This window comes from Clostridium beijerinckii HUN142, from assembly GCF_000621745.1.
Taxonomy (GTDB): Bacteria; Bacillota; Clostridia; order Clostridiales; family Clostridiaceae; genus Clostridium; species Clostridium beijerinckii_A.
In genome coordinates this window covers 142958-167059 of the sequence record NZ_JHXK01000011.1, presented here as the reverse complement: position 1 = coordinate 167059, position 24102 = coordinate 142958, and the positions used below count along the sequence as shown (strand labels likewise).

At 30.0% G+C, this 24102-nt stretch carries 22 protein-coding genes; 17 read left to right on the top strand and 5 right to left on the bottom strand.

Annotated features, from left to right (window positions below; genetic code table 11):
• Window positions 1-201 precede the first annotated feature (201 nt).
• Window positions 202-759 (top strand): NUDIX hydrolase, encoded by a 558-nt coding sequence (locus tag T483_RS0106325; RefSeq protein WP_026886088.1) that lies wholly within the window; start codon window positions 202-204, stop codon window positions 757-759.
• A 157-nt stretch (window positions 760-916) separates the two neighbouring features.
• Window positions 917-1444 (top strand): 2'-5' RNA ligase family protein, encoded by a 528-nt coding sequence (locus T483_RS0106320; RefSeq protein WP_026886087.1) that lies wholly within the window; start codon window positions 917-919, stop codon window positions 1442-1444.
• Between the two features lie 108 nt (window positions 1445-1552).
• Here the strand turns inward: T483_RS0106320 and T483_RS0106315 are convergent, their stop codons facing one another.
• Both T483_RS0106315 and T483_RS0106310 read right to left on the bottom strand, forming a co-directional pair.
• Complete coding sequence (locus tag T483_RS0106315; protein WP_026886086.1) at window positions 1553-2329, bottom strand: YibE/F family protein; 777 nt, start codon at window positions 2327-2329, stop codon at window positions 1553-1555.
• Between the two features lie 4 nt (window positions 2330-2333).
• Window positions 2334-3494, bottom strand: coding sequence for a YibE/F family protein (locus tag T483_RS0106310; RefSeq protein ID WP_026886085.1), 1161 nt, complete (start codon window positions 3492-3494; stop codon window positions 2334-2336).
• 304 nt (window positions 3495-3798) lie between these two features.
• Between T483_RS0106310 and T483_RS0106305 the strand changes: the two genes are divergently transcribed.
• The 3 genes from T483_RS0106305 (at window position 3799) to T483_RS0106295 (ending at window position 7950) form a co-directional block, all read left to right on the top strand.
• The gene (locus T483_RS0106305; protein WP_026886084.1) at window positions 3799-4821 is read left to right on the top strand and encodes a hypothetical protein; all 1023 of its coding nucleotides are present in this window, start codon (window positions 3799-3801) and stop codon (window positions 4819-4821) included.
• Window positions 4822-5341: 520 nt separating this feature from the next.
• Window positions 5342-6337: an ornithine carbamoyltransferase gene (argF, locus tag T483_RS0106300; RefSeq protein WP_026886083.1), complete on the top strand. Its 996-nt coding sequence runs from the start codon at window positions 5342-5344 to the stop codon at window positions 6335-6337.
• Between the two features lie 242 nt (window positions 6338-6579).
• Complete coding sequence (locus T483_RS0106295; RefSeq protein ID WP_026886082.1) at window positions 6580-7950, top strand: MATE family efflux transporter; 1371 nt, start codon at window positions 6580-6582, stop codon at window positions 7948-7950.
• A gap of 127 nt (window positions 7951-8077) precedes the next feature.
• Here the strand turns inward: T483_RS0106295 and T483_RS0106290 are convergent, their stop codons facing one another.
• On the bottom strand, window positions 8078-8395 hold the full coding sequence (locus tag T483_RS0106290) for a GNAT family N-acetyltransferase (protein ID WP_080696933.1): 318 nt from the start codon (window positions 8393-8395) through the stop codon (window positions 8078-8080).
• Between the two features lie 503 nt (window positions 8396-8898).
• On the opposite strand from T483_RS0106290, the gene T483_RS0106285 reads away from it, so the two are divergent.
• The 8 genes from T483_RS0106285 (at window position 8899) to T483_RS0106250 (ending at window position 15676) form a co-directional block, all read left to right on the top strand.
• Window positions 8899-9309, top strand: coding sequence for a SoxR reducing system RseC family protein (locus T483_RS0106285; RefSeq protein ID WP_026886080.1), 411 nt, complete (start codon window positions 8899-8901; stop codon window positions 9307-9309).
• Window positions 9310-9488: 179 nt separating this feature from the next.
• Window positions 9489-10802, top strand: coding sequence for an electron transport complex subunit RsxC (rsxC, locus tag T483_RS0106280; RefSeq protein WP_026886079.1), 1314 nt, complete (start codon window positions 9489-9491; stop codon window positions 10800-10802).
• Window positions 10803-10818: 16 nt separating this feature from the next.
• Complete coding sequence (locus T483_RS0106275; protein ID WP_035790045.1) at window positions 10819-11856, top strand: RnfABCDGE type electron transport complex subunit D; 1038 nt, start codon at window positions 10819-10821, stop codon at window positions 11854-11856.
• Window positions 11857-11860: 4 nt separating this feature from the next.
• Window positions 11861-12427 carry an RnfABCDGE type electron transport complex subunit G gene (locus T483_RS0106270; RefSeq protein ID WP_026886077.1) on the top strand — a complete coding sequence of 189 codons (567 nt, stop codon included), beginning with the start codon at window positions 11861-11863 and terminating at the stop codon, window positions 12425-12427.
• A 1-nt stretch (window position 12428) separates the two neighbouring features.
• Window positions 12429-13052, top strand: a complete 624-nt coding sequence (gene rsxE / locus T483_RS0106265; RefSeq protein ID WP_026886076.1) for an electron transport complex subunit RsxE — start codon at window positions 12429-12431, stop codon at window positions 13050-13052.
• A complete protein-coding gene (locus T483_RS0106260; protein WP_026886075.1) occupies window positions 13052-13627 on the top strand; it encodes an electron transport complex protein RnfA in 576 nt (191 codons plus the stop codon). The genes rsxE and T483_RS0106260 overlap by 1 nt, the downstream gene beginning before the upstream one ends.
• Before the next feature lie 18 nt (window positions 13628-13645).
• Window positions 13646-14497, top strand: a complete 852-nt coding sequence (gene rnfB, locus T483_RS0106255; protein WP_026886074.1) for an RnfABCDGE type electron transport complex subunit B — start codon at window positions 13646-13648, stop codon at window positions 14495-14497.
• 132 nt (window positions 14498-14629) lie between these two features.
• Window positions 14630-15676 carry an FAD:protein FMN transferase gene (locus T483_RS0106250; protein WP_026886073.1) on the top strand — a complete coding sequence of 349 codons (1047 nt, stop codon included), beginning with the start codon at window positions 14630-14632 and terminating at the stop codon, window positions 15674-15676.
• Between the two features lie 109 nt (window positions 15677-15785).
• Here T483_RS0106250 and T483_RS0106245 read toward each other — a convergent pair whose 3' ends face one another.
• On the bottom strand, window positions 15786-16316 hold the full coding sequence (locus T483_RS0106245) for a Gx transporter family protein (RefSeq protein ID WP_026886072.1): 531 nt from the start codon (window positions 16314-16316) through the stop codon (window positions 15786-15788).
• Complete coding sequence (locus T483_RS0106240) at window positions 16309-16695, bottom strand: NusG domain II-containing protein (RefSeq protein WP_026886071.1); 387 nt, start codon at window positions 16693-16695, stop codon at window positions 16309-16311. The genes T483_RS0106245 and T483_RS0106240 overlap by 8 nt, the downstream gene beginning before the upstream one ends.
• 502 nt (window positions 16696-17197) lie before the next feature.
• Between T483_RS0106240 and T483_RS0106235 the strand changes: the two genes are divergently transcribed.
• The 4 genes from T483_RS0106235 to T483_RS0106220 all read left to right on the top strand — a co-directional run bounded on the left by T483_RS0106235 (window position 17198) and on the right by T483_RS0106220 (window position 24076).
• Window positions 17198-18196 carry a LacI family DNA-binding transcriptional regulator gene (locus T483_RS0106235; RefSeq protein WP_026886070.1) on the top strand — a complete coding sequence of 333 codons (999 nt, stop codon included), beginning with the start codon at window positions 17198-17200 and terminating at the stop codon, window positions 18194-18196.
• 330 nt (window positions 18197-18526) lie between these two features.
• Window positions 18527-19363: a 5-dehydro-4-deoxy-D-glucuronate isomerase gene (kduI, locus tag T483_RS0106230; protein WP_035790044.1), complete on the top strand. Its 837-nt coding sequence runs from the start codon at window positions 18527-18529 to the stop codon at window positions 19361-19363.
• A 379-nt stretch (window positions 19364-19742) separates the two neighbouring features.
• Complete coding sequence (locus tag T483_RS0106225; protein ID WP_026886068.1) at window positions 19743-20765, top strand: 2-keto-3-deoxygluconate permease; 1023 nt, start codon at window positions 19743-19745, stop codon at window positions 20763-20765.
• A 365-nt stretch (window positions 20766-21130) separates the two neighbouring features.
• Window positions 21131-24076, top strand: coding sequence for an EAL domain-containing protein (locus T483_RS0106220; RefSeq protein WP_026886067.1), 2946 nt, complete (start codon window positions 21131-21133; stop codon window positions 24074-24076).
• Window positions 24077-24102: the final 26 nt, after the last annotated feature.

The following is a 24102-nucleotide window of genomic DNA, read 5'->3' as shown; positions in this document are numbered from 1 at the left end:
TTATATAATTATTAATTATGGGGAGAAATAATAATGTTTAAATTATCATCTCAAGTATAATATATATCATTATTGTGTCAATGGTATGTCAAATATGAAATAATGACCAATTTAGAAGACTTTTGTAATAGCTTGAAACACTTAAAATACATGGTATAGTAGTTTATAGATCATATAAAATTAGCGAAAGTGAGGTAAATTATGGAGTGGATTGATTCAGTAAAAGGATACAAACCTTGCAATGAACAGGAAACGAAGGATAAGGAAATTATTTTAAAGTATTCCAGAATATTTGATGATATTTTAACTAGAAATAATGAAATCATACATATGACAAGTTCAGCGTTTGTATTAAATAAAACTAGGGACAAGGTTTTAATGGTTCATCACAATATATATAATTCATGGTCCTGGACAGGTGGGCATGCTGATGGAGAAAAGAATTTACTGTTTGTTGCAATTAAAGAAGCGGAGGAGGAAACTGGTGTAAAAAATTTAGTGCCTATTAATAGTGAAATAGTTTCAATAGATATTTTACCTGTTTTTGGGCATATAAAAAAAGGGGAATTTGTTTCTCCACATTTACATGCTTCTCTAGCATATCTTATTGAAGCTGATGAGAATGAGGAACTTGTTGTTAAGCCAGATGAAAATAGTGATGTTAAATGGATACCTATTGATGAAATAAATTTATTTTCTAATGAAACACATATGAAGAAAGTATATGATAAAATAGTTGCTAAGATAAGGAATTTATAGTTATTGAGGCTTTATCACATAAATTGATAGTATAATAATACTAATAAATATTTACATAATATTTTATTGTAATGAAAAAATAAAATTATAAAGGAGAATTTGATTATAAACTATAAATTTAATTACAGTAAGTTTGATTATGTAAGGAGAAATAGATATGAGATATGTAATGGTCTGTGTAATAAATGGTAAAGCAGGAGAGTTTAATAATAATTTGAGAGAAGAACTTTTTAGAAATTTTAAGGCGAAGTCATCTAAGCTCCCTGCACATTTTACAATTAAAGCACCTTTTGAATATGATGATGAAATCACTGACTTAAATAATGTTCTCGAGGAATTTATCAAAGAGGAAAAAGCAGAACCATTTATAATTGATGGTTACGATCATTTTTATGACAGAGTTATTTTTATGAAAGTAAATATGTCTAAGGAAGCAAAAGAAGTTCATGATAGATTAATAGATAAAATAAATGACATACCATATATTAAATTTGATAGAAAAGATGGTAAAAATAAAACCTTTCATGTAACTTTAGCGTCAAAAAATCTAAATCCTATTTACAACAAAGTTTGGGATTACGTTCATCAATATGATTGCGAGTTTAAGTGCAGCTTTGATAATATAACTATTTACAAATGGGAAGAAGGAACTTGGAAAATATATAAGAAGTTTAGCTTAAGTTAATTGAATTCTAATTTAATACATAGTAAAAAAAACTATTTTATTATCTAATATTCAAGATAGTAGATAACAAAATAGTTTTTTTATTGCTTACAATAAATGAAATGACGTTTATGCAGGTGTATTTTTCTTTGAGTGAATATTTAAAATCAAAAGCCTTGAAGAGATTAATGCAGTAATAGGAATTATAAGAATAATACCTATTCCGCAGCTTAAAACTTGGAATACTTCAGAACAAAAAACTTTTTCGTTTATAATGGTAGAAATAGGGTAATTAAGTTCATTAAAATATATTATTAATGTCATAAATCCGCTTATATATGCAAAAAGCAGAGTATTAGTCATAGTTCCTAAAATATCTTTACCAATATTCATTCCAGATTTAAATAAGCTGCTTTTTGTTGATGCAGGATCATTTTTATAAATTTCATTCATTGATGATGATATTGATATAGAAACGTCTATAATTGCTCCCAATAGCCCAATTAGAATTTCACATATTACAATTTTTGAAAAGTTTAATTGAACATATAGGGAAAGGAATGCAACAGTTTCTGCCTGTTCATTACTGAAGCCTTGTATTTGAGCATTTAGGCTCATATTATATGTTATAAACATGACTAAGAAAATAACTATTATAACAGATAATAAAGAAGAAAATGTTTTTTTGTTAAAACCATTAATAAAAAATAAACTAAAAAAACTAATAAAAATAGCACAAATAAAAGTAACTTTAATAGGATCAATTTTGGCGCCGATTAGAATAAGCATAAAGAAGAACGTAAAAAAATTTAGAATTAAAGTAAAAAATGATTTGATTCCTCTTGTGCCTCCAACAATTGTCATAAGAATAAACAAAATGATTAATAATATTAGTACTATATTCATGATCTTAGGCTTCTCCAATCTTATGGTTTTTAAGAATAACAATAGATGTAAAAATTGTAATAGGAATACTTAAAACTATTCCTATGCTTCCGATAAGTGCTCTCATAAATTCTAGAGAAAGATTTATATTTATAATATAAGTTATAGGTAACCCGTTTCTAAGTAGAAGTAATATAATTGGCATACTGCCGCTTAGATAAGCAAAAACTAATGTGTTTGACATTGTTCCCATAATATCTTGTCCAATTTCTCTTGCAGATTTAATTATTAATTTACTATCAATATTAGGGTTTTTATAATATAGCTCATCTATAGCAGAAGATATAGAAATTGCAATATCCATTATTCCACCTAGTGTACCTATAATAAGTTCGATGAAAAATATCTTTTCTGGAGGATGAGTAAGAAATTCCATTTCTTCAAAGTGAATTCCGCTCCAATTATTTAAATTTATTACAATACTAGCTATTAGCATGGATGTTAAGGTACCAACTAAAGTTCCAATTATAGCAGAAGCTGTTTTTTTATTTTTTCCTGATACTATCAATAAAGAAGAAATTATAAAAAGTATACTTCCTATTATAGAAATTATAGCTAAATCACAGCCTTTGGAAAATAACCCAATTATTGAAAATACAATTAAAATATTAATAATAACACTTACTAAAGATTTAAAACCTTTCATTCCTCCAACAAGCAATATTAAAGCTATGAAAATGTTAATCATATAAATAACATATTTGTCCCTCTTTAGTTCTAGAATTTTCGCAGAAATTATTTCGTGGTTATCATTGCTTTGTAGTGATATAAAAATTTCATCATTTACTTTTAAATCTAAGTCGTTAACTTGAGAAAATGATGTTGTATTATCAAGTTGAACAAAGTTTCCTTTAAACATACCATTCATGATAACCGCTTCAATTTTTTGGTTCTTCATAGGTTCTATTTTTCCAGTAGAATTTTCTTCTTTAGATTCATTTTCAGTTATTGATGTTATTTTAGCTATTGGGTTGCCGTATAAATTTTCATTAGTAGAAATAAAAAGCAAACTAGCTAAAGATATAACAATTAATATCAATAGAATTAAAATATTCTTTTTATTGGGCTGGTTATTTGTATTTGTTTTTAATTTAAATAAGTACTTATTTACTGAATTCTTAGTCATACACATGTATCTCCCTTACAATGCACAATTATGTAATTATAACAAGCTGCAAATTCACATTCTAAAAAATTATACTCTTCTAAAGTGGTATAATCAACCATCTTATATTCAAAAAATATAAGATTCCTAATTGCTTGATTTTACATAATAAAATAAAGAATTATGGAATCTTTTTGTTATTGTAACATTTTTGACTAAATTCTGTGACAAAACTGTAAAAATCCTTTTATATAATTAAGAAAAGATAAATTAATAAATAAGTAATTGAAATGCAAAATAACATATTTGAAAGGAAGTAATTTAAATGAAAAATAAAAGTATTAAGAGTAAAGTTATGACAGGCGTTATTTTAGCAAGCATGGTAGTATCTGCGAGTACAGGAGTATTTGCTGCAGATTCTATAAATGTTGCAAATACTAGATCAGCAGTTCAACATCAAGGTAGAGCAAATGGATTCCAAGCTAAATTAGATTCTTTAGTAACAGCAGGATCTATAACTTCAGATGAAGAAACTGCTATTAAGCAAGCCTTAATGCCACAAGATGGATTTAAAAATGGAGGACATAAAGATTTTCTTAAAACTAAACTATCAGATTTAGTAACATCTGGAACAATAACAGCAAATGAGCAGACAGCAATAGAAACAGCTCTTGAAAATACGAAAGGGAACTTTAAAACAGTTTTGGATAGTTTGGTAACGGCAGGAACACTAACTTCAGACAAAGAGACAGCAATAGAAAATGCATTAAAGTCAGAAGCTAAAAATGGAGGACATAAAGAGTTCTTTAAGACTAAACTATCAGATTTAGTGACATCTGGAACAATAACAGCAGATGAGCAGACAGAAATAGAAACAGCACTTGAAAATGGAAAAGGGAACTTTAAAGCAGTTTTGGATAGTTTGGTAACGGCAGGAACACTAACTTCAGACAAAGAGACAGCAATAGAAAATGCATTAAAGTCAGAAGCTAAAAATGGAGGACATAAAGAGTTCTTTAAGACTAAACTATCAGATTTAGTAGCATCTGGAATAATAACAGCAGATGAGCAGACAGCAATAGAAACAGCACTTGAAAATACAAAAGGGAACTTTAAATCAGTTTTAGATAGTTTGGTGACAGCAGGTACATTAACTTCAGATAAAGAAACAGCAATAGAGAATGCATTGAAACCACAAGAAAAAGCTGTAGGAGAAAAAGAAAAATCCGAAGGAGTTGAAAAACATAAAGATATGGTAAAAACTAAATTAGATGGATTAGTGACAGCAGGAACAATAACAGCTGATCAAGAAGCAACTATAATAGAAACTCTTACACATTCCAAGTAAAATTAAATAAATATTAATATCTTAAGATTCAGAAAATATAACATGAGTTATAGAAAATAAGCTTTAATAATAATAATCAAAGAAGATCAGTTATTGACTGGTCTTTTTTTTGTTATATAAGGAATTATAGAAGCTAAAATAGATTCTAAGACTATATGAAATATAACTTTACTTTATTTTACGTATATGTCGTAATCAGGTTTCTGTATTTTAGTTTTAGTTCAGCACTTAGCTTATTAGAAATTTAAACGTAAAAAAATTACTACAATGCATATATAAATAAATAGTATCAAAACATTGAATAATAATACTGTTTATTGTATAATTATACATGTGGAAATAGTATATGTATTAAATAAAAGATTATTAAATACATATGTATTGTAATAATATATATGATTTAAAATAATAAGGTCATAGTATATACTAAATTTTAATGTATAAGCTTATTTACAATATATATACTAAATACAATAAATTTTTTATTTATAAAAATATTATAGATAGAAGGAGAGTAAGCATGGCAGTAAATTTAAGGGGAAGAAGTTTTTTAAAGTTATTAGATTTTAAACCAGAAGAGATTAGATATTTGTTAGATTTATCTAAGGAGTTAAAAACATTGAAAAGAACTGGAATTTTACATGATAAGTTGAAAGGTAAGAACATAGTACTGTTATTTGAAAAGACATCCACAAGAACAAGATGTTCGTTTGAAGTAGCCGGAAGAGATTTAGGGATGGGAGTTACATACCTAGATTCAGCAGGATCCCAAATGGGGAAGAAAGAAAGTATTGCAGACACTGCAAGGGTTCTTGGAAGAATGTATGATGGAATAGAGTATAGAGGTTTTAGTCAGGAAATAGTCGAAGAATTAGCTAAGTATGCAGGAGTTCCGGTATGGAATGGATTAACAGATGAATTCCATCCGACTCAAATGATTGCAGATCTTCTAACGATAGAAGAAAAACTTGGAAGATTAAAAGGTGTTAATTTTGTTTATATGGGTGATGCAAGAAATAACATGGGGAACTCTCTAATGGTAGCTTGTGCAAAGATGGGACTAAATTTCACTGCTTGTGCACCTAAAGAATTATTTCCTTCAGAAAATTTAGTAGGAAAATGTAAGGAAATAGCTCAGGAAACTGGAGCTACGATAACTTTAACGGAAGATGTTGATAAAGGAACTGAAAATGCAGATGTAATCTATACCGATGTATGGGTATCAATGGGTGAACCAGATGAAGTTTGGGAAAGTAGATTAAAATTGTTGCTCCCATATCAAGTAAACAAGGATGTTATGGATAATGCAAATGAAAACGCAATATTTATGCATTGTTTACCGGCTTACCATGATTTAAAAACTAAAGTGGGAAAAGATGTAGGAGAAAAATTTGGCATTACTGCATTGGAAGTTACGGATGAAGTATTCGAAGGAAAACAATCTGTAGTATTTGACGAAGCAGAAAATAGAATGCATTCTATAAAAGCAATAATGTTAGCAACAATTGGTGCATAAATCCACCAGAGCTAATGGGAAGTAGAAGACCTTTTTCATAAGGAGTATACAAATAATAATGTATTGTTTGTATACTCTTTATGAAGAAGGCTTTTGTTTTTTATAATATTATAAAAGGCAATAATTAAATTTGGTGAAAATCACAAAGAATGATGTAATATCTTTTTTTCATATTAGAGTATGAGATAATAGATAAATGGAATAATTAATGTAATTAATTGACATAAGGGGGAAAGGACAAAATGAGTGGTAAGATAAAAGATATGACGGAAGGAAAACCTTCGAAGCTTATTTTTATTTTCGCATTACCATTAATTTTTGGTAATATATTTCAGCAATTATATACAATCGTGGATACTATAGTTATAGGAAAGTTTATAGGTGTTGAAGCTTTAGCTGCTGTAGGTTCAGGTGCGTGGCTTAATTGGATGGTAATTGATATGATAATTGGCTTTACACAAGGCTTTTCCATACTTATTTCACAATACTTTGGAGAAAATAATATAAAAAAATTGCGTAAGACGGTTACAATGGCCATAATACTTGCAACCATTTTAGGAATTCTTATGACAATAATTTCATTACTTGCTGTAAGGCCTATATTAATAGTATTAAATACTCCAGAAAATATTATTAACGATTCGCTTTCATTTCTAATAGTTGCTTTTTGTGGAATACCTGCAATTTTAGCTTATAATACGTGTTCAGCAATATTAAGAGCTTTAGGAAATAGTCGTACACCACTTATTGCTATGGTTGTAGCTTCTGCAATTAATGTATTATTGGATATTTTGTTTGTAGTTGTATTTAAGTGGGGAATTAAGGGACCCGCTATAGCAACTGTAATAGCACAAATATTTTCGTTTATATATTGTGTAAATAGTGTTAGACAGTTATCAATACTAAAAATTACTGCTAAAGATTTTAAAATCGATATGGTTATGATAAGAAAATTAATTTTTTTAGGGACGCCAATATCCTTTCAAAATGGAATCATAGGATTCGGTGGCCTTGTGGTTCAATATGTTATAAATGGATTTGGATTTGTATTTGTAGCAGGATTTACAGCTACAAATAAACTCTATGGAATATTGGAATTAGTAGCAGTTGCGTTAGGTTATGCAATGTCTACATTCACAGGTCAAAATTTAGGAGCTAAAAAATATGATCGTATACATAAAGGAATGAATTCAGCTTTAAAAATGACTGTTGGAACATCTATTGCTCTTTCTTTAATAATATTTTTCTTTGGACGCTATTTTGTACTGATGTTCATATCGGGAAGTCCAGCAGAAGTTGAGTTAGTAACAGATGTGGCACACAAATATCTAATGGTTATGAGCAGTATGTTATTTATATTGTATATGCTTCATATTTATAGAAATGCATTACAAGGAATGGGAGATACTATTATACCAATGATTTCGGGGATTGTTGAATTATGCATGCGTATTTCAGTAGCGCTCTTTTTGCCTTTATTAATAGGAGAAACAGGAATTTATTTTGCAGAAGTTGCTGCCTGGCTTGGAGCTGAATTGATTCTGATGACTGCATATTATATAAGAGTAAAAAAACTTGGTAGCGAAGAGTTAGAAAAGAACTTAGAATGCTAAATAAATATGAAATTTAACTATACAATAAAGTATCAACTAATTTAGAGAGAGTTAACTATACTAACTCTCTTTAAATAATTTTAATGTATTCTTGAATAAATGAAAATAATCATGAAATGTCTAAATATTATCTGAACCAAACATCTTCATATTCTTTATGTGAAACAAATTCCTCCTCTGCAAACCAACATTGTGGTATTATCTTTTTGTTATTTTCTCTAGCAAAGTCAACAACTCTTTTGACCAGTTGCTGACCAATATTCTTGCCTCTAAGCTCTTGTGATACAAAAGTGTGATCAAGTATAATGTTATTTTCTCCACTATCTATATATGTTACTACAGCTTTTATATTATCTTCGTTATCTCCGATGTAAAATTTATGGTTACCTTCCTTAATCTCAATCAAAATAATTCTCCTTTCTAAGTAAAGTCTAAATTTATTTATTAAAACTTATTATACTTTAATAGTTTATCCAAAAGCTAAAAATAATGTACAAATTTTAAAGCATTAAAGGTTTAGTCTGAAAGTGTTTTTAATTAATTGCAAAACTATGTTAAAAAAATATCAATAATTTACCCAAAACTTAACAAAGAGATTGAAGTGAAATGTGTATTTCTTATTAAGTAAAAATAGTGAATTGCTAATTAATGTTTAAATAATCGACCTATTTAAATTTCAACTGGGAGTTTGAATGTTAAAGAATTAACGTCTTGAAAATGTTAATTTAAAAACTACCCTTTAAATTGAAAAAATAAAGGTTTATAATAAAACAAAATACCAAATAATTCATTAATTAATAAGGTATTACATTTTATGTATTATATTGAATGTTATGAAAACGTATATTTGTGAGGTGATATTTCATGTTATATTTTTTGAGCGGATGAAAATTAATAGAAATATGTTCGTGTAATAAGTTATAAGCAATTTTAAGGAGTTTGATAACGATGAAAACAGAACAAGGCCTAGTAATTGAGGTGGTTGGAAATTCGGCAAGAATTAAAGTTGGCAGACATAGTGATTGCAAAAACTGTGGTGCTTGCCCAGGAAGCGAAAGTTTAATCTTAGAGGCGAATAATAAAATAGGGGCAAAGCCAGGGCAAAGAGTAATTCTTGAAATAAAGGAAACCAATGTTCTGAGGGCCGCCTTTATTGTATTTATCTTGCCGCTAATTGCTTTATTTATTGGTGTGATGTTAGGAGGGATTATAGGTCAGTATATAGGAGTTAATAAATTTATGTTCCAAGTGATTGGTGGAGTAGTTATATTTGCGTTATCTATTGTTGTTGTAAAGTATTTCGATAAGGCAAGTGCTGCAAATGAAAAGTCCAAGCCAGTAATTATTCGCATTTTATGATAAATTTATTTCCCGATATTTAAATAAAAAATTGATGAACTATTAATTATTCAAGTATATATTACTTATATTGTAAATATTATTTACTTGTATTATAAATATTATCTTACGAATTATTGTAGTTATGTAAATTTAATTGTAAATAATTTATTCTTAAGAGGTTTGTGAGGCGATTATTAATGTTAAAAAGTTTTCTTGGAGGAATTCATCCGAAGGACAGTAAAAAGTATACTTCTGACAAAGCCATTGAATTACCACCATTACCTGAAACGGTAATTATTCCTATGAGTCAACATATTGGAGCACCATGTACACCTATAGTTAAAGTCGGTGATATGGTCAAAAAAGGACAAGTTATAGCAAATAGTGAAGCGTTTATGCATAGTCCAATACATGCATCAATTTCAGGAAAAGTTACAAGTATCGCAGAAATGCCACATACATCATTAGTCAAATGCTTGTCAGTTGTTATTAAAAGCGATGGCTTAGATGAGTGGGTTGATGGGATACCATTAGAACGGGATTGGGAAAAGCTTGAGAAGAAAGAAGTTCTTGATATTATAAAGAATTCTGGAATAGTCGGAATGGGTGGCGCTACGTTTCCTACACATGTTAAACTTTCGCCTAATAAGGAAGTTGATACATTTATAGTAAATGCCGCTGAATGTGAGCCATACTTGACAGCAGACTATAGGATGATGATTGAATATTCTGACCGTATAGTAACTGGAGTTAAGATAGCTATGAAAACACTAGGAGTGAGCAAAGGGATTATAGGAATAGAAGATAATAAGCCAGAGGCAGTAAAAGCTATGAAAGAGGCTTTCAAAGGAACATCTGTTGATATTGTAGCACTGCCTACAAAGTATCCTCAAGGTGCAGAAAAGATGCTTATAAAAGTGCTTACAAGTCGAGAAGTTCCATCGGGTGGATTGCCTATGGATGTTGGAGTTGTTGTACAAAATGTTGGTACAGTTATAGCTATTTATGATGCAGTAGTAAAGGGCATTCCAATAATTCAAAGAGTAACTACTGTTTCAGGAGATGCAATTAAGGAACCTAAAAATCTATTACTAAGAATAGGAACAAGTTTTAAAGAAGCCATAAGTTATTGTGGTGGATTTAGCAAAACGCCAGAGAAGCTAATTATGGGAGGGCCTATGATGGGAATGGCTCAATTTTCATTAGATGTTCCTGTAATTAAAGGTGTATCTGGAATTCTAGCATTAAGTAAAGATGCCATAAATTCTGGTGAGGAGTCCCCTTGTATAAGATGTGGAAGATGTGTTGAGGCGTGTCCTATGGGTTTGATCCCAAGTATGCTAAGCATATTAGGTGAACGTCATAAATTTAAAGAGGCCAAAGAGGAATATAATTTGCTAAATTGTATTGAATGTGGAAGTTGTGTTTATACATGTCCTGCAAAACGTAACATAGTTCAGTATATAAAATATTCAAAATCACAAAATTTAGCAATGGCACAAAAAAAGTAAAGGAAGAAGGGGTAAAATGAGTTCCGAAATTGGAGTACAAGAAAGTAAAATGCAAGGAATTAAAGTAAAAGAAGCTGATACCCAGGAAAATAGTTTTACTGTATCAGCATCTCCACATATTCGTTGTGATGAATCAATCTCAAAGATAATGTGGAATGTAAACATAGCATTAGCGCCAGCAGCTATTTTTTCTATATATTATTTTGGTATCCCTGCATTAATTAACTTAGTTGTTGGTGCAGCTTCAGCAGTTGCTTTTGAATATTTGGTTCAAAAATTCCGCAAAAAGAAGATTACAGCATTTGACGGAAGTGCATTTTTAACTGGATTATTGCTAGCTATGTGTGTGTCTCCAACGTTACCTGTTTATATGATAATAGCGGGTTCGTTTGTGGCCATTGTAATAGCCAAGCATTCTATGGGTGGGCTTGGATATAATATTTTTAATCCGGCTCATATTGGAAGAGCAGCATTAATGGTATCTTGGCCAGTTGCAATGACAACATGGACAAAGATGACAACTTCAGTAGATGTTGTTAGCTCTGCTACACCATTGAACATATTAAAACAACAAGGATATTCTAAATTGATTGAAACTTTTGGTGGCAATACAGAATTGTATAAAGCTATGTTTATTGGCACAAGAAATGGAAGTGCAGGAGAAACTTCAACAATACTTCTTATAATTGGGGGCGCGTATCTTATATATAAGGGATATATAAAATGGCAAGTTCCTGTATTCATGATAGGAACAGTAGGAATAATAACATGGGTTTTCGGGCCTTCAGGTTTATTTAGTGGTGATCCTATTTTCCATATGATGGCTGGAGGATTAATTATAGGTGCATTTTTTATGGCAACAGATATGGTTACAGCACCTATAACTTTAAAAGGGCAAATAATTTTTGCTGTAGGAGCTGGAGTAATAACGTCATTAATTAGATTAATAGGTGGGTATCCAGAAGGCGTTTGCTATTCACTTTTACTTATGAATGCTGTAACACCACTAATAGATCGTTTTGTAAAGCCAAAACAATTTGGAGCAAGGGGGTAGTAAAATGTCCAATGAACATGCTATTAATAAGGAGTATTCCATTTTTCAGATAGCAATAAATTTAATAATAACTTGCTTGGCGTCTGGATTAATAATAGGACTAGTATATTATGTTACGGCACCAATTGCAGCTGAAAAGAGAGAGATATCAAAACAAGAATCTATGAAAGCACTAGTTAGTGATGCCGATAACTTTAAGGCAGTTCCAGATAAGGCTGATTGGTTTACAGCCGAAAAAGGTGGTAAAGTAATTGCATATGTAGTTCCTGGAGAAAGCAGAGGATATGGTGGAGAAATTAAAATGCTGGTAGCTATTACACCTACAGGAGAAGTAATAGATTATAAGATACTAGCACATAATGAGACTCCAGGTCTAGGGGATAATGCTTCAAAAGAACCTTTTAGAAGTCAATTTAAAGGGAAAAAAGAAGCAAATTTAACAGTAACAAAAGATGCTTCTGATAAAGATGATATTCAAGCTATGACAGGAGCAACTATTTCATCTAGAGCTGTAACGTTAGCTGTCAAGAATGCTGTACATGAAGTAACAGAGTTTGCAGGAGGTAAATAATATGAAGGAAAAGTGGAAAATTTTTAGCAAGGGTTTGTATGATGAAAATCCAATATTTATGTTATGCTTAAGTCTTTGTCCTGCATTAGCTGTTACATCATCAGTAATCAATGGTTTGACTATGGGCTTATGTGTAACTTTTGTTATTACAAGTAATAATGTAGTTGTATCGCTTACACGAAAATTGGTGAATCCCAAAGTTAGAGTTCCGGTTTATATCACATTTATAGCAACTATAGTTACGGTTGTAGAACTTGCATTACAGGCAATATCACCTGAATTATATAGTGCACTTGGAATTTATTTGGATTTAGTAGTTGTTTTTGCGATAATACTTGCAAGGGCAGAGGTGTTCGCATCAAAAAATAAAGTTTTTCCATCATTCCTAGATGGCTTTGGTATGGGATGTGGTTTTACACTAGCTATGCTTTCAATATCTGTAATAAGAGAGCTTTTAGGAAGCGGATCAATTCTTGGCTTTAAAATACTAGGTTCATGGTACAATGCACCTTTAATTATGATATTACCAGCTGGTGCATTTATACTAATCGGTTATATGATAGGTGCAATCAAGCTCCACAATGCACATAAAGAAGCCAAAAAAATAGAAGGAAGTGAAGCATAATGAGAGAGTATTTTACGTTGTTTATAGGTGCATTACTTGTGAATAATTTTGTTCTAACAAAATTTGTAGGGCTTTGTATATTTTTTGGAGTTTCTAAAAGTCTAGATGCATCAATAGGTATGGGAATGGCGGTTACCTCTGTTATAACTCTGAGTTCAATGTTAGCATGGGTTGTATATACTTTTGTACTTTTGCCATATCATTTAACCTTTTTAACAACAATTGTTTTTGTTATACTTATAGCAAGTTTTGTACAATTATTAGAATTAATTATAAAAAAACAAGCACCTACATTATACAGCATGTGGGGAATATATCTTCTTTTAATAGCCACAAACTGTATTGTATTATCAGTTCCATTATTAAGTGTTGAGTCAAACTACTCGTTTGTAAAAAGTGTAGTGTTCTCAATTGGTTCAGGAATGGGATTTGCACTGGCCTTAGTACTTATGGCAAGTTTGAGGGAGAAGCTAGTTTATGCAGATGTGCCAAAACCACTAGAAGGAACAGGGGTTGCGTTTATATTAGCAGGCATGTTAGCATTGGCATTCCTGGGCTTTTCAGGAATGATATAAAGGAGATGAGTAAAGATTATGTTTACTGTTATAATGGTTTTAGTAGTTCTTGGAGGAATTGGTGCAGTTTTTGGGTTTATCTTAGCGTTTGCAAATAGAAAATTTGCTATGGAAGTGAATCCACTAATTCATGAAGTAGAAGATATTCTTCCTAAGGGACAATGTGGTGCATGCGGTTATGCAGGATGTGCAGCATATGCAGAAGCAGTGGTTATTAATAAAGAGGTTCCTCCAAATTTATGTGTTCCTGGAAAGGATGCTGTAGCAAAACTTGTGGCAGAAATTACAGGTAAAAAAGCAGAAGAAGTAGAACCAAGAATAGCTCATGTTAGATGCAAAGGAACAAGTGAAAAAGCAACATTAAGTTATAATTATAAAGGGATTCACGATTGTAAAGCAGCAAGCTTAATACAAGGAGGTCCAAAAGGATGTAAGCATGGATGTATTGGATTTGGAACTTGTGTAAGTAGTTGTCCTTTTGGGGCTATGACAATGGGTGAAAATGGGCTTCCAGTTGTTAATAGGAAAAAATGTACTGGCTGTGGTAAGTGTGAAGAATCATGTCCTAAAAATGTAATACAAATGATATCAATAAATGCGAGAGTAAAAGTTGATTGTAATTCAAAAGACAAAGGAGCTGTTGCTAGAAAATTATGTAGTGCTGCTTGTATAGGTTGTGGACTTTGTGCAAAGAATTGCAGTTATGGGGCTATTCAAGTTCAGAATAATCTTGCAGTAGTAGATAAAAAAATATGTGCTGAAAAATGTAGTGAAGCAACCTGTTTGGCAAAATGTCCAACAGGAGCAATAAAAGTTGCGAATGAATTAATCGCTAATAAAAATTCAGATACACTAAAAGTGACAATTTAAAATTTATAGTATTTTATATTAAATTAAGGTTTAATACAAAATATTTATTAAATGTATAACCAGTAGAAATGGAAAAATAGGCATCTCTGCTGGTTATAAATTTTATAGTTAGTTAAAGATTGGAGTAAACATATGAAAAAAAATTTATGTCTGCTAATAAGTTTTATTTTTATTATTAGTCTTAATGGGTGTAGTAATGGTAAAAATAAATACTATGAAAAAAGTAATATCGTAATGGACACAGCTGTAACTTTAAGCGCTTATGGAGCAAATTCAAAGGAAGCTGTTGAAGAAAGCTTTAAAAGATTAGATGAGATTAATGATATGGCAAGCACCACCATTGAAACTAGTGACATATACAAAATAAATAGCTTATCAGGAAAAGAATATGTTAAAGTTCATCCTGAAATCATAAAGATGATCCAAACATCCATAAAATATTCTAAATTAAGTAATGGAGCTTTTGATGTTACTTTAGGGCCAATAATAAATTTATGGGGAATAGGTACCGATAATGAGAGATTGCCTTCTGATGAAGAAATAAAATCTAAGCTACCTTTAGTTGATTATGAAAAAATTAGCATTAATGAGAATGATAATAGCGTAATGTTAAAGGATGAAGGCATGGCTATAGATTTAGGCGGAGTTGCAAAAGGATTTGCAGCTGATGAAGTATTAAAGATATATAAGAAATATAATATTGAAAATGGACTCATTAATTTAGGTGCAAGCTCTATTTATGCTCTTGGGAAGAATAAAGATAAACGTGATTGGTCTGTTGGGATTAAGCATCCAAGAAGCGAAGATCCTAATGAATATTTGGGCGTAATTAAATTATCTGATGAATCATTATCTACATCAGGTGATTATGAAAGATATTTCATAAAGGATAATAAAAGATATCATCATATTATAGATCCAAAGACAGGATATCCAGTTGATAATGGGGTTATAAGTGATACAATAGTGGTAGATGGTGACAATCCTGATAATGGAATGTTAGCAGATATTTTAACTACAACAGTTTTCACGCTGGGACAGGAAAAGGGTCTAAAATTAATCAATGGGTTATCAGGAGTATCTTGTGAAATTACTACCGCGAATTACAAGGTATATGCATCAGATGGGTTTAAAGATAGAATTACTGATATAAATAAGGATTTTAAATTTACAGATTAAATAAAATCTGTGTTTGAATGCACAATATTAAAAATTAAGCGCACATATTCATATAAGTGTGCACTTAATTTTTGCGTTAATATAAGATTTAGAAAGATGATAAAGTAACTCATTGACTAATATTTAAATCATTAAAGAAAGGGAGCTTGGACATATGTTTGACTATAAAATTGGAAGTTACACCAATAAACACACCTGTACCAATTCCAGCTATAGATAAGATTGGTAAATAAAGTGTAACTGCAATATTTTGGACTATAACTGAAGCTACAATTAATTGTCCCACGTTATGGAAAAAGGCTCCAGCTGCACTTACACCTATTATACTAATTTTATCTTTTCCAATATTTTTTACGAAAATCATTGCATAATAGCTAAGCAAGGCTCCAACGGCACCGTACATAAGTGTAGAGAGATTTCCACCAAAAATAGTTGAAAGAAAAAGTCTTAATATTATAATTAGAAAAACATCTTTTTTACTATTTAACATATACAAAGCTACGACAGTAATTAAATTAGTTAGCCCAAGTTTCGCACCAGGTGCAATAAATGGAACCGGAATCATACTTTCAATTGTATACAAAGCTAGGGCTTGTGATACCAGAAGGCCTATAAATACTATACGAAAAGTTTTATTCATTTAAACACCTCAAACTGTTTGCCATTATATCACTACTTTTTATTTCAATCATAAATTTATGTGGAAGGCAAACTACAATTTGACCTGGTTCAGATATAAACCCAGACCTGATACATATTTTATCCTTGCAATCTGCATCTATTACTTTAATAGACTTATCTTTAATCTCAACTATATTTTCACCATAGGATGTTTTTATGTCTATTTGTTCATCACCTCTATGCTCAGATAAATTGATTTTCTTATAAAGTTTACCATCTATAGTCAATTCAGCATATGTACCATTATAATGTTTACCCATTATTCCAAAAACAATCTCAGGAATAAATGAAATGCATAGCAGTGTAACTATTATAATTATATCCCATTTTTTAAACATATAATTTCCTTCTTTAACTTATAAATTTATTATAAATTCTTGCCATAAATTCTAAAATATATCATGGTTAATATTGTATATTAAGTTCATTTTTAAATCAAGAATTTAATTATTATATAAATTCTAAATAATATAATTCATTTGTAATAAGAAGAATATTTGATTTACATTATCTTATAGTTTAAGGCAGAATTCTATGAATTAAAATTTTTAGAAGGCATATGATTTGTAAAAAGTAATTAAGAAAAGCACAGTTTAAGAAGAATTACATTTTATATATAATATTAATTAATTAAAACTGCAAAGAATGTTATTGAAAGTATTAGCAAAACTTGTAATTTAATATTTACTGCTATAAAATAATAAACAAGATCGTGAACACGTGTGACTGTTGAATGTAATAGAAATGATCTATAATGTCCTGATTAAATTGATTTACTAAAAGACAGTTTTTACTTGGAGATAAAATTACTATATTTGTTAAGGTTTTGGGAGGATTAATATGGCTACTACGATTAAAGATATAGCAAAAGCATTAGGAATATCACATTCAACTGTATCAAGAGTACTAACAGGATCTAAGTATGTAAATGAGAAGACTAAAGAGGCGGTACTTAATGCAGTTAAGGAACTAAACTACATTCCTAACATGAGTGCAAGGAGTTTAAAAATAGACAAGGCTTATAATATTGGTGTGTTTTTTTCAACAATAAGCAATGGAACGTCACCGTTTGTATTTCAAACTGTTATAAATAGTGTATATAGAAACATAGATAAAAAGTATAATGTCATTGTTAAAGGAATAGATATGTATGAAGAAAATACTATAAACCCAAAAAATTATGATGGTATATTAGTTGTGAGTCAAAAAATAGGTGATGATAATTTTATTAGAGAAATATTAGATAAAGATATACCTATTGTAGTTATAAATAGAAAGGTAAATCATAATGTCATAAATGTATATACTGATGAAAGCGTTGGTGCGTATAAGGGCGTAGAGCAATTGATAAAAAAAGGCCATAAGGATATTGCAATAATAGAGGGATCAAGAAATTTCGATTCAACTAAGATGAGACGAGAAGGATACTTAAAAGCTTTTAATAATTATAATATTAATTTGAATAAAAGTTTGGTGTTAAATGGGGATTTTACTGTTAAGAGTGGATATGAAAAAGCGAATGAATTAATAGAAATAAATGAAAAGTTTTCTGCTATATTTGCTTTCAATGATGAAATGGCAACTGGAGCTATAAAAGCTATTACAGAGCATGGATTAAAGATTCCAGATGATATTTCAATATTGGGATTTGATGGAAACGAAATTGGTAGATTCATTACGCCAAGTATTACAACAGTTAAACGACCTATAGGAGAAATAGCAAAGATTGCGACTGATTTACTTTTAAAATTGCTAAATAATAAACAAGATATAACAACAAAGGAAATATATATAGAATCAGAATTGGAGTTGGGGAATTCCGTTAAAGATTTAAATTAGAATAAATCATTATAAAGCTGAAGTGATATATAAGTTTTTTTTACTGCAGCTTTATAATTTAAGTACATTTCCAATAAATATAAAAAAACTATTGCAAATATTTACATGAACGTATATACTTGTATTAAGAGTTTGGGAACACGTGTGCAGCGCATATTATTTAATGTTAAGTTTAGAAATTTAATTGTGTTATATGTACTTTGGGTAATTCTGAATTAGTGTATAATTGTAATAATATTTTCTTTAGGAAAAGTATATAAATTTAATAAGTTAAGAATAATTTTACTCAATTAGGAACACGTGTGCCCAATATTGTAAGGAGGGAATGCTATGAAAATGGAAATTAGATACTCAAATCATCCAGAAGACTCCAAACATTACGATACAGAAACTTTAAGAAGACATTATTTAGTTGAGAAAGTATTTGTTGATGGAGAAGTAAACTTAGTTTACAGCCATAATGATAGAATCATATTTGGTGGAGTTACACCAGTAAAAGAAGCATTGAAGCTTGGAGCTTCTAAAGAATTGGGAACAGATTACTTTCTGGAAAGAAGAGAGCTTGGAGTTATTAATGTAGGTGGAGAAGGAACAATTATAGCAGATGAAGTAGAATATAATCTAAAATATAGAGATGGATTATATGTTGGACAAGGTACTAAAAATATAGAATTTAAATCAGTTGATGAAAAAAATCCAGCTAAGTTTTATATAAATTCCGCACCAGCGCTTAAATCATATCCAACAGTAAAAATAGATTTAGAAAAGGCTAATAAAATAAAATGTGGCGATGAAATAAATATGAATAAAAGGACAATAAATCAATATATTCATCCCGCAGTATGTGAAAGCTGTCAATTAGTAATGGGGTTAACAATACTAGAGCCAGGAAGTGGATGGAATACAATGCCATGCCATACTCATGAAAGACGTATGGAAGTATATTTATATCTTGATGTACCTGAAGATCAAGCAGTGATGCATTTTATGGGTGAAGGACAAGAAACAAGACATATAGTAATGAAGAATGAGCAAGCAGTAATTTCACCAAGCTGGTCAATACATTCAGGAATTGGAACTCAAAATTATTCATTTATATGGGGAATGTGTGGGGAAAATATAACATTCGATGATATGGATACTATAAGAATTCAGGACTTAAAATAATATAATTAATTCTAAAATAGTTAGAAGAATAAGTTCCTGCATATCAATTTCTTAAATATAGTTTTAACTAATATGGTAATAAGAAAGATACTATAATACATGTATGATTTTCTTATAACTATCTTACATACGATAACATAAAATTTTAAATACAAATGATAGGTTGGTATTCTAATAGTGAATTTAAGGAGGAATGAAGATATAGAGTGATTCATGCACCTGATGAAAACGTTATATCGAATTAAATTCAAATAAAAGCTATTTCTTAGTAGTTTTTTTGTTGAAAGATGCTTATGAAGAATATTGTGTTATGAGAATTTATCGAAACAAATAAAAAAATTTATGAGAGTTAAACTATAGTATTTAAGGAGTTGTTATTATGAAAATTAAACAAAATATTGAGAAGGTTCCTGGCGGTTTGATGATAGTGCCTTTATTTCTTGGAACATTACTTAAAACGCTTTCACCAGATGTTAATAAATTTTTTGGCGGATTTACAGGCAATTTCTTAACTGGAACATCAGTAATTCTATTTATATTCTTTTTCTGCATTGGAACAACTATTGATCTACGTACATCTGGTTATATTGCTAAGAAAGGCATTTCATTATTAATAGGAAAGGTTTTATTTGCTTCATTATTAGGAGTCCTAGTGTCTCATATACTTCCAGCTAATGGAATACAAACAGGAATTCTATCTGGACTTTCGGTTTTAGCAGTTATTGCTGCATTTAATGAAACAAATGGCGGACTTTATTTAGCTTTGATGACGACTCTTGGTAGAAAAGAAGATGCTGCTGGTTTTCCGTTTATAAGTATAGAATCTGGACCATTTATGACAATGGTGGCTATGGGGATTGCAGGAATTGCTTCGTTTCCTTGGCAAACATTAGTTTCAACATTAATTCCTTTTGCATTGGGTATTGCGCTTGGAACTTTAGATCATGATTTTCGTAAAATGTTTGCTCCAGTTGTTCCAGCTTTGATTCCATTTTTTGCATTTACTTTAGGATTTAGCTTAAACTTTGGCATGATTATTCAATCAGGATTTATGGGAATTATAATGGGAGTTGCAGTAGTAGCACTTTCAGGTGGATTATTATCTCTTATTGATAGATATTTAACTGGATCTGATGGTGTTGCCGGATGGGCAGCTTCATCAACTGCTGGTGCTGCTGTTGCGGTCCCTTACGCCATAGCACAAGCAAATGCACAATTTGAACCAGTTGCAGCTTCAGCTACAGCAATTATCGCCACAAGTGTATTAGTCACATCGATATTAACTCCTATTGTAACTATGTGGTTTGAAAAGAGAGCAAGGGCCAAGGGGTTGCCGATTAAGCCGTCTAAATATAATAAAAGGAAAGATGTTGAAAGTAACTTGAATAGAATTTCAATATAAAATATATTAAATAAATTTATTCAAAAGCTGCAGATATGTATTTAGTCTGCAGTTTTTTTATAATGCATTTTACAGCATTTAATGCAGAAAAAATGGTATAAATATACTACAATAATAAATTTACAATTGAAATTCTAATGAGGTGAGTACTCATTTAAGACAAAATGTGGAAGTTCAATTGTAGCATATATATTTTAATTAAGTAATCTAGAAGTTATCAGTGAGAAGATAGGTATCTAAATAATTGAAACGGTGCAGTATAAATGGTAAAATATATATTAATATGAAAAACTAAAATTCATTTTTATATAAAGGAAAAGATTCCGTTAGAAAATATACAAATTGAATAATCAAGGAGCATTGGTATGAAGCTTACTTTTAGATTAAAATTGTTTTTTTATTTTGTAGGAATTATATTATCTACATCTATTCCAATTGCATTAATAACCTATAATCATATGTATAACTCGATTAAAGATGATTTATTTTCATGTGCGGAAGATCAAATGGTACAAGTAGATAACAACTTTTCTAACGTGTTACAGCAAATAAAGTACAATGCTAAGTTTCTGGCAACTTATTCAGATGCCAAAAAAGCAGACCAGTCTATTTCAGCTCTATTTAATATTCCTGATATTGCAATAAATAAAAAATATTCAAAACAAATGCCTGGCATAGAGGGGGTTATATATAATGTGCTCGAAGCTTACGGAACATCACATCCAGAAACAACTTATGTGTATATTGGTACTAAATGGGGTGGTTATATTCAATGGCCTGATGGATTAAGCACAAATACATTTGATCCAAGAACAAGACCTTGGTATTCCTTGGCATTATCAAATCCAGATGAAGTGGTAATTTCAGATCCTTACGTTTCGGCAGTTGATAATTCTCAAAATGTCATTATAAGTGCATCAACAACAGTAAAAAATGAATCTGGAAGCATTGTTGGAGTTATGGGCATAGATTTAAGTTTGGAAAAGTTATCTCAGATAATAAGAAATATTAGAATTGGAGATACAGGGTATGTTTTTCTTTATTTAAAGGATGGGACAATGCTAGCTCACCCAGATATAAATTTGAACTTTAAAAATATTTTACATTTAAATCAGATAGGTTATACATATTCTCAAACAAATGAATCTTCAAAATTTTCATTTGATAATTATGATAAACTTATAGATTTGGATAATGGGAGTTTTGAAACTTATATAAATGGTAATCCTGTGTTAGTTAATGTTTACACGTGTAAAGATACTGGTTGGAAGATGGCTTCAGTTATACAAAAAAGCGAATTAACAAGTAAAGCTAATAAAATGGGATATTTAATAGTTATGGTGACATTAGGCATGCTCCTTCTTGTTATTTTTGTTACTCTCATTGTTACTAAGAAGGTAACAAAACCAATTACAGAATTAACTCCTTTGATGCAAGCAGCTGGCAATGGAGATTTATCAGTAAAAGCTAATATTAATACTAATGATGAATTTGGGAAATTAGGAAGATCCTTTAATTTGATGATTGGTAAGTTAAGTTCAAGCTATGAGGAGTTATCATCAGTTTATGAAGAATTGCTAGCAACAGAAGAAGAATTAAGGGTACAGTACAAAGAATTACAAGAAAATGAGGAAGCACTTAGAGTTAGTGATGAAAAATACAGACTTGCATTAGAATGTGCAAATGATTCGATTTGGGAATGGAATCTAATTACTGGTAAATTCTTTGCTTCTGATAAATTAGTTGATATTATTGGATACAAGTTGAATGAGATAGATAATCTTAGGAACTTTGTATATGAGAAGGTTCATTCAGATGATATTGATAAAGTGAAAAAAGATTTCAAGAATCATATTGATAAGTTTACAGATGTTTATAACTCTGAATTTAGGATAAAAACAAAAAGAGGATCGTACGTTTGGATTTTATCATGCGGTAAAGCATTAAGAGATTCTGAAGGAAGAGCTATAAAGATGACTGGTTCTATTAGGGATATTTCTGAAAGAAAGATTTCAGAGGATAGAATAAAATTCATGGCTTTTTATGATTTCTTGACAAAACTGCCTAATAGGACATTGTTCATGAATAGACTAAATGAACAACTACAATTGTCTAATTATGCTAATAAACAAGGAATTGTATTTTTTATAGATTTAGATAATTTTAAGAATATAAATGATACAATGGGACACGAGTATGGAGATAAATTGTTAATAAGTTTAGCAAAACAGTTTGAAAATTTAATTGAAGAAAAAGATACAATATGTAGACTTGGTGGAGATGAATTTATATTACTTCATCCTGATTCAAAAGAAGATGAAATACAAGATTATGCAAACAAACTATTAGGTTTGTTTGATAAGGTATTTAAAATTGACAACAAGCATATGTATATAACAGCCAGTGTCGGAATAGCTTTATACCCTAAAGATGGAAAGGATAGTAGTACAATTTTAAGAAATGCAGATGCTGCTATGTATAGGGCAAAGGAATTAGGTAAAAATAGATTTTCTCTTTTTGATCCCCAAATGTACCTAAGCCTTGAACGAAAGACTAGCATAGAAAGAATATTAAGAACAGCAGTTGATAATAATGAACTTACTATCAATTATCAACCTCAGTATGATGTAAAAACAAATAAAATCTTTGGTTTTGAGGCATTACTTAGATTAAATAGCAGAGAACTTGGATTCATATCTCCTGCAGAGTTTATTCCAATAGCAGAGGAATGCGGATATATTACACAATTAACTTTATGGGTGATTAAGGAATCTTGTATACAAAGTGCTAAGTGGTTTGAAGCAGGCTATAAATTTAATAGTATAGGAATTAATATCTCATCAGTTGATTTACAGGAGATAGAGTTCTTAGATAATGTTAAAGAAATTATTGAAAGTACATCAGTTAATCCGAATATAATTGAACTTGAGATTACGGAAACTGTTCTTATGAAATCTTTTGATTCTAGTATTGAAATATTAAAAAAATTAATGGACATGGGAATTAGGATTGCACTTGATGACTTTGGCACAGGATATTCATCGTTAAGCTATCTTAGAAGGATTCCAATAACTACATTAAAAATTGATAAATCATTTATAGACAATATTTCTTCAGATAAAAAAGAGGAAGCTATTATTAAAAATATTATTCAAATGGCACATAATATGGACTTAAAGGTTATTGCAGAAGGTGTGGAAACTGAAGATCAGCTTTTAATACTTAAAAGAAGAAATTGTGATTATATTCAAGGGTATTATTTTAGCAAGCCTCTTCCTGCCAATCAACTTGAAGAGTTACTGGAAAAATAGAAAAGTGGAGAAGTATGTTTAAATTT

Excerpts from the sequence above, each read along its gene's own strand:
- T483_RS0106220 (WP_026886067.1), top strand. The coding sequence starts at position 21,131 with ATGAAGCTTACTTTTAGATTAAAATTGTTTTTTTATTTTGTAGGAATT.
- rsxE (WP_026886076.1), top strand. The coding sequence starts at position 12,429 with ATGAAGGAAAAGTGGAAAATTTTTAGCAAGGGTTTGTATGATGAAAAT.
- T483_RS0106315 (WP_026886086.1), bottom strand. The coding sequence starts at position 2,329 with ATGAATATAGTACTAATATTATTAATCATTTTGTTTATTCTTATGACA.
- T483_RS0106295 (WP_026886082.1), top strand. The coding sequence starts at position 6,580 with ATGAGTGGTAAGATAAAAGATATGACGGAAGGAAAACCTTCGAAGCTT.
- T483_RS0106225 (WP_026886068.1), top strand. The coding sequence starts at position 19,743 with ATGAAAATTAAACAAAATATTGAGAAGGTTCCTGGCGGTTTGATGATA.
- T483_RS0106250 (WP_026886073.1), top strand. The coding sequence starts at position 14,630 with ATGAAAAAAAATTTATGTCTGCTAATAAGTTTTATTTTTATTATTAGT.
- T483_RS0106235 (WP_026886070.1), top strand. The coding sequence starts at position 17,198 with ATGGCTACTACGATTAAAGATATAGCAAAAGCATTAGGAATATCACAT.
- T483_RS0106245 (WP_026886072.1), bottom strand. The coding sequence starts at position 16,316 with ATGAATAAAACTTTTCGTATAGTATTTATAGGCCTTCTGGTATCACAA.
- T483_RS0106275 (WP_035790045.1), top strand. The coding sequence starts at position 10,819 with ATGAGTTCCGAAATTGGAGTACAAGAAAGTAAAATGCAAGGAATTAAA.
- rsxC (WP_026886079.1), top strand. The coding sequence starts at position 9,489 with ATGTTAAAAAGTTTTCTTGGAGGAATTCATCCGAAGGACAGTAAAAAG.
- T483_RS0106310 (WP_026886085.1), bottom strand. The coding sequence starts at position 3,494 with ATGACTAAGAATTCAGTAAATAAGTACTTATTTAAATTAAAAACAAAT.
- argF (WP_026886083.1), top strand. The coding sequence starts at position 5,342 with ATGGCAGTAAATTTAAGGGGAAGAAGTTTTTTAAAGTTATTAGATTTT.
- T483_RS0106325 (WP_026886088.1), top strand. The coding sequence starts at position 202 with ATGGAGTGGATTGATTCAGTAAAAGGATACAAACCTTGCAATGAACAG.
- T483_RS0106285 (WP_026886080.1), top strand. The coding sequence starts at position 8,899 with ATGAAAACAGAACAAGGCCTAGTAATTGAGGTGGTTGGAAATTCGGCA.
- T483_RS0106270 (WP_026886077.1), top strand. The coding sequence starts at position 11,861 with ATGTCCAATGAACATGCTATTAATAAGGAGTATTCCATTTTTCAGATA.
- T483_RS0106240 (WP_026886071.1), bottom strand. The coding sequence starts at position 16,695 with ATGTTTAAAAAATGGGATATAATTATAATAGTTACACTGCTATGCATT.
- T483_RS0106260 (WP_026886075.1), top strand. The coding sequence starts at position 13,052 with ATGAGAGAGTATTTTACGTTGTTTATAGGTGCATTACTTGTGAATAAT.
- rnfB (WP_026886074.1), top strand. The coding sequence starts at position 13,646 with ATGTTTACTGTTATAATGGTTTTAGTAGTTCTTGGAGGAATTGGTGCA.
- T483_RS0106305 (WP_026886084.1), top strand. The coding sequence starts at position 3,799 with ATGAAAAATAAAAGTATTAAGAGTAAAGTTATGACAGGCGTTATTTTA.
- T483_RS0106320 (WP_026886087.1), top strand. The coding sequence starts at position 917 with ATGAGATATGTAATGGTCTGTGTAATAAATGGTAAAGCAGGAGAGTTT.
- kduI (WP_035790044.1), top strand. The coding sequence starts at position 18,527 with ATGAAAATGGAAATTAGATACTCAAATCATCCAGAAGACTCCAAACAT.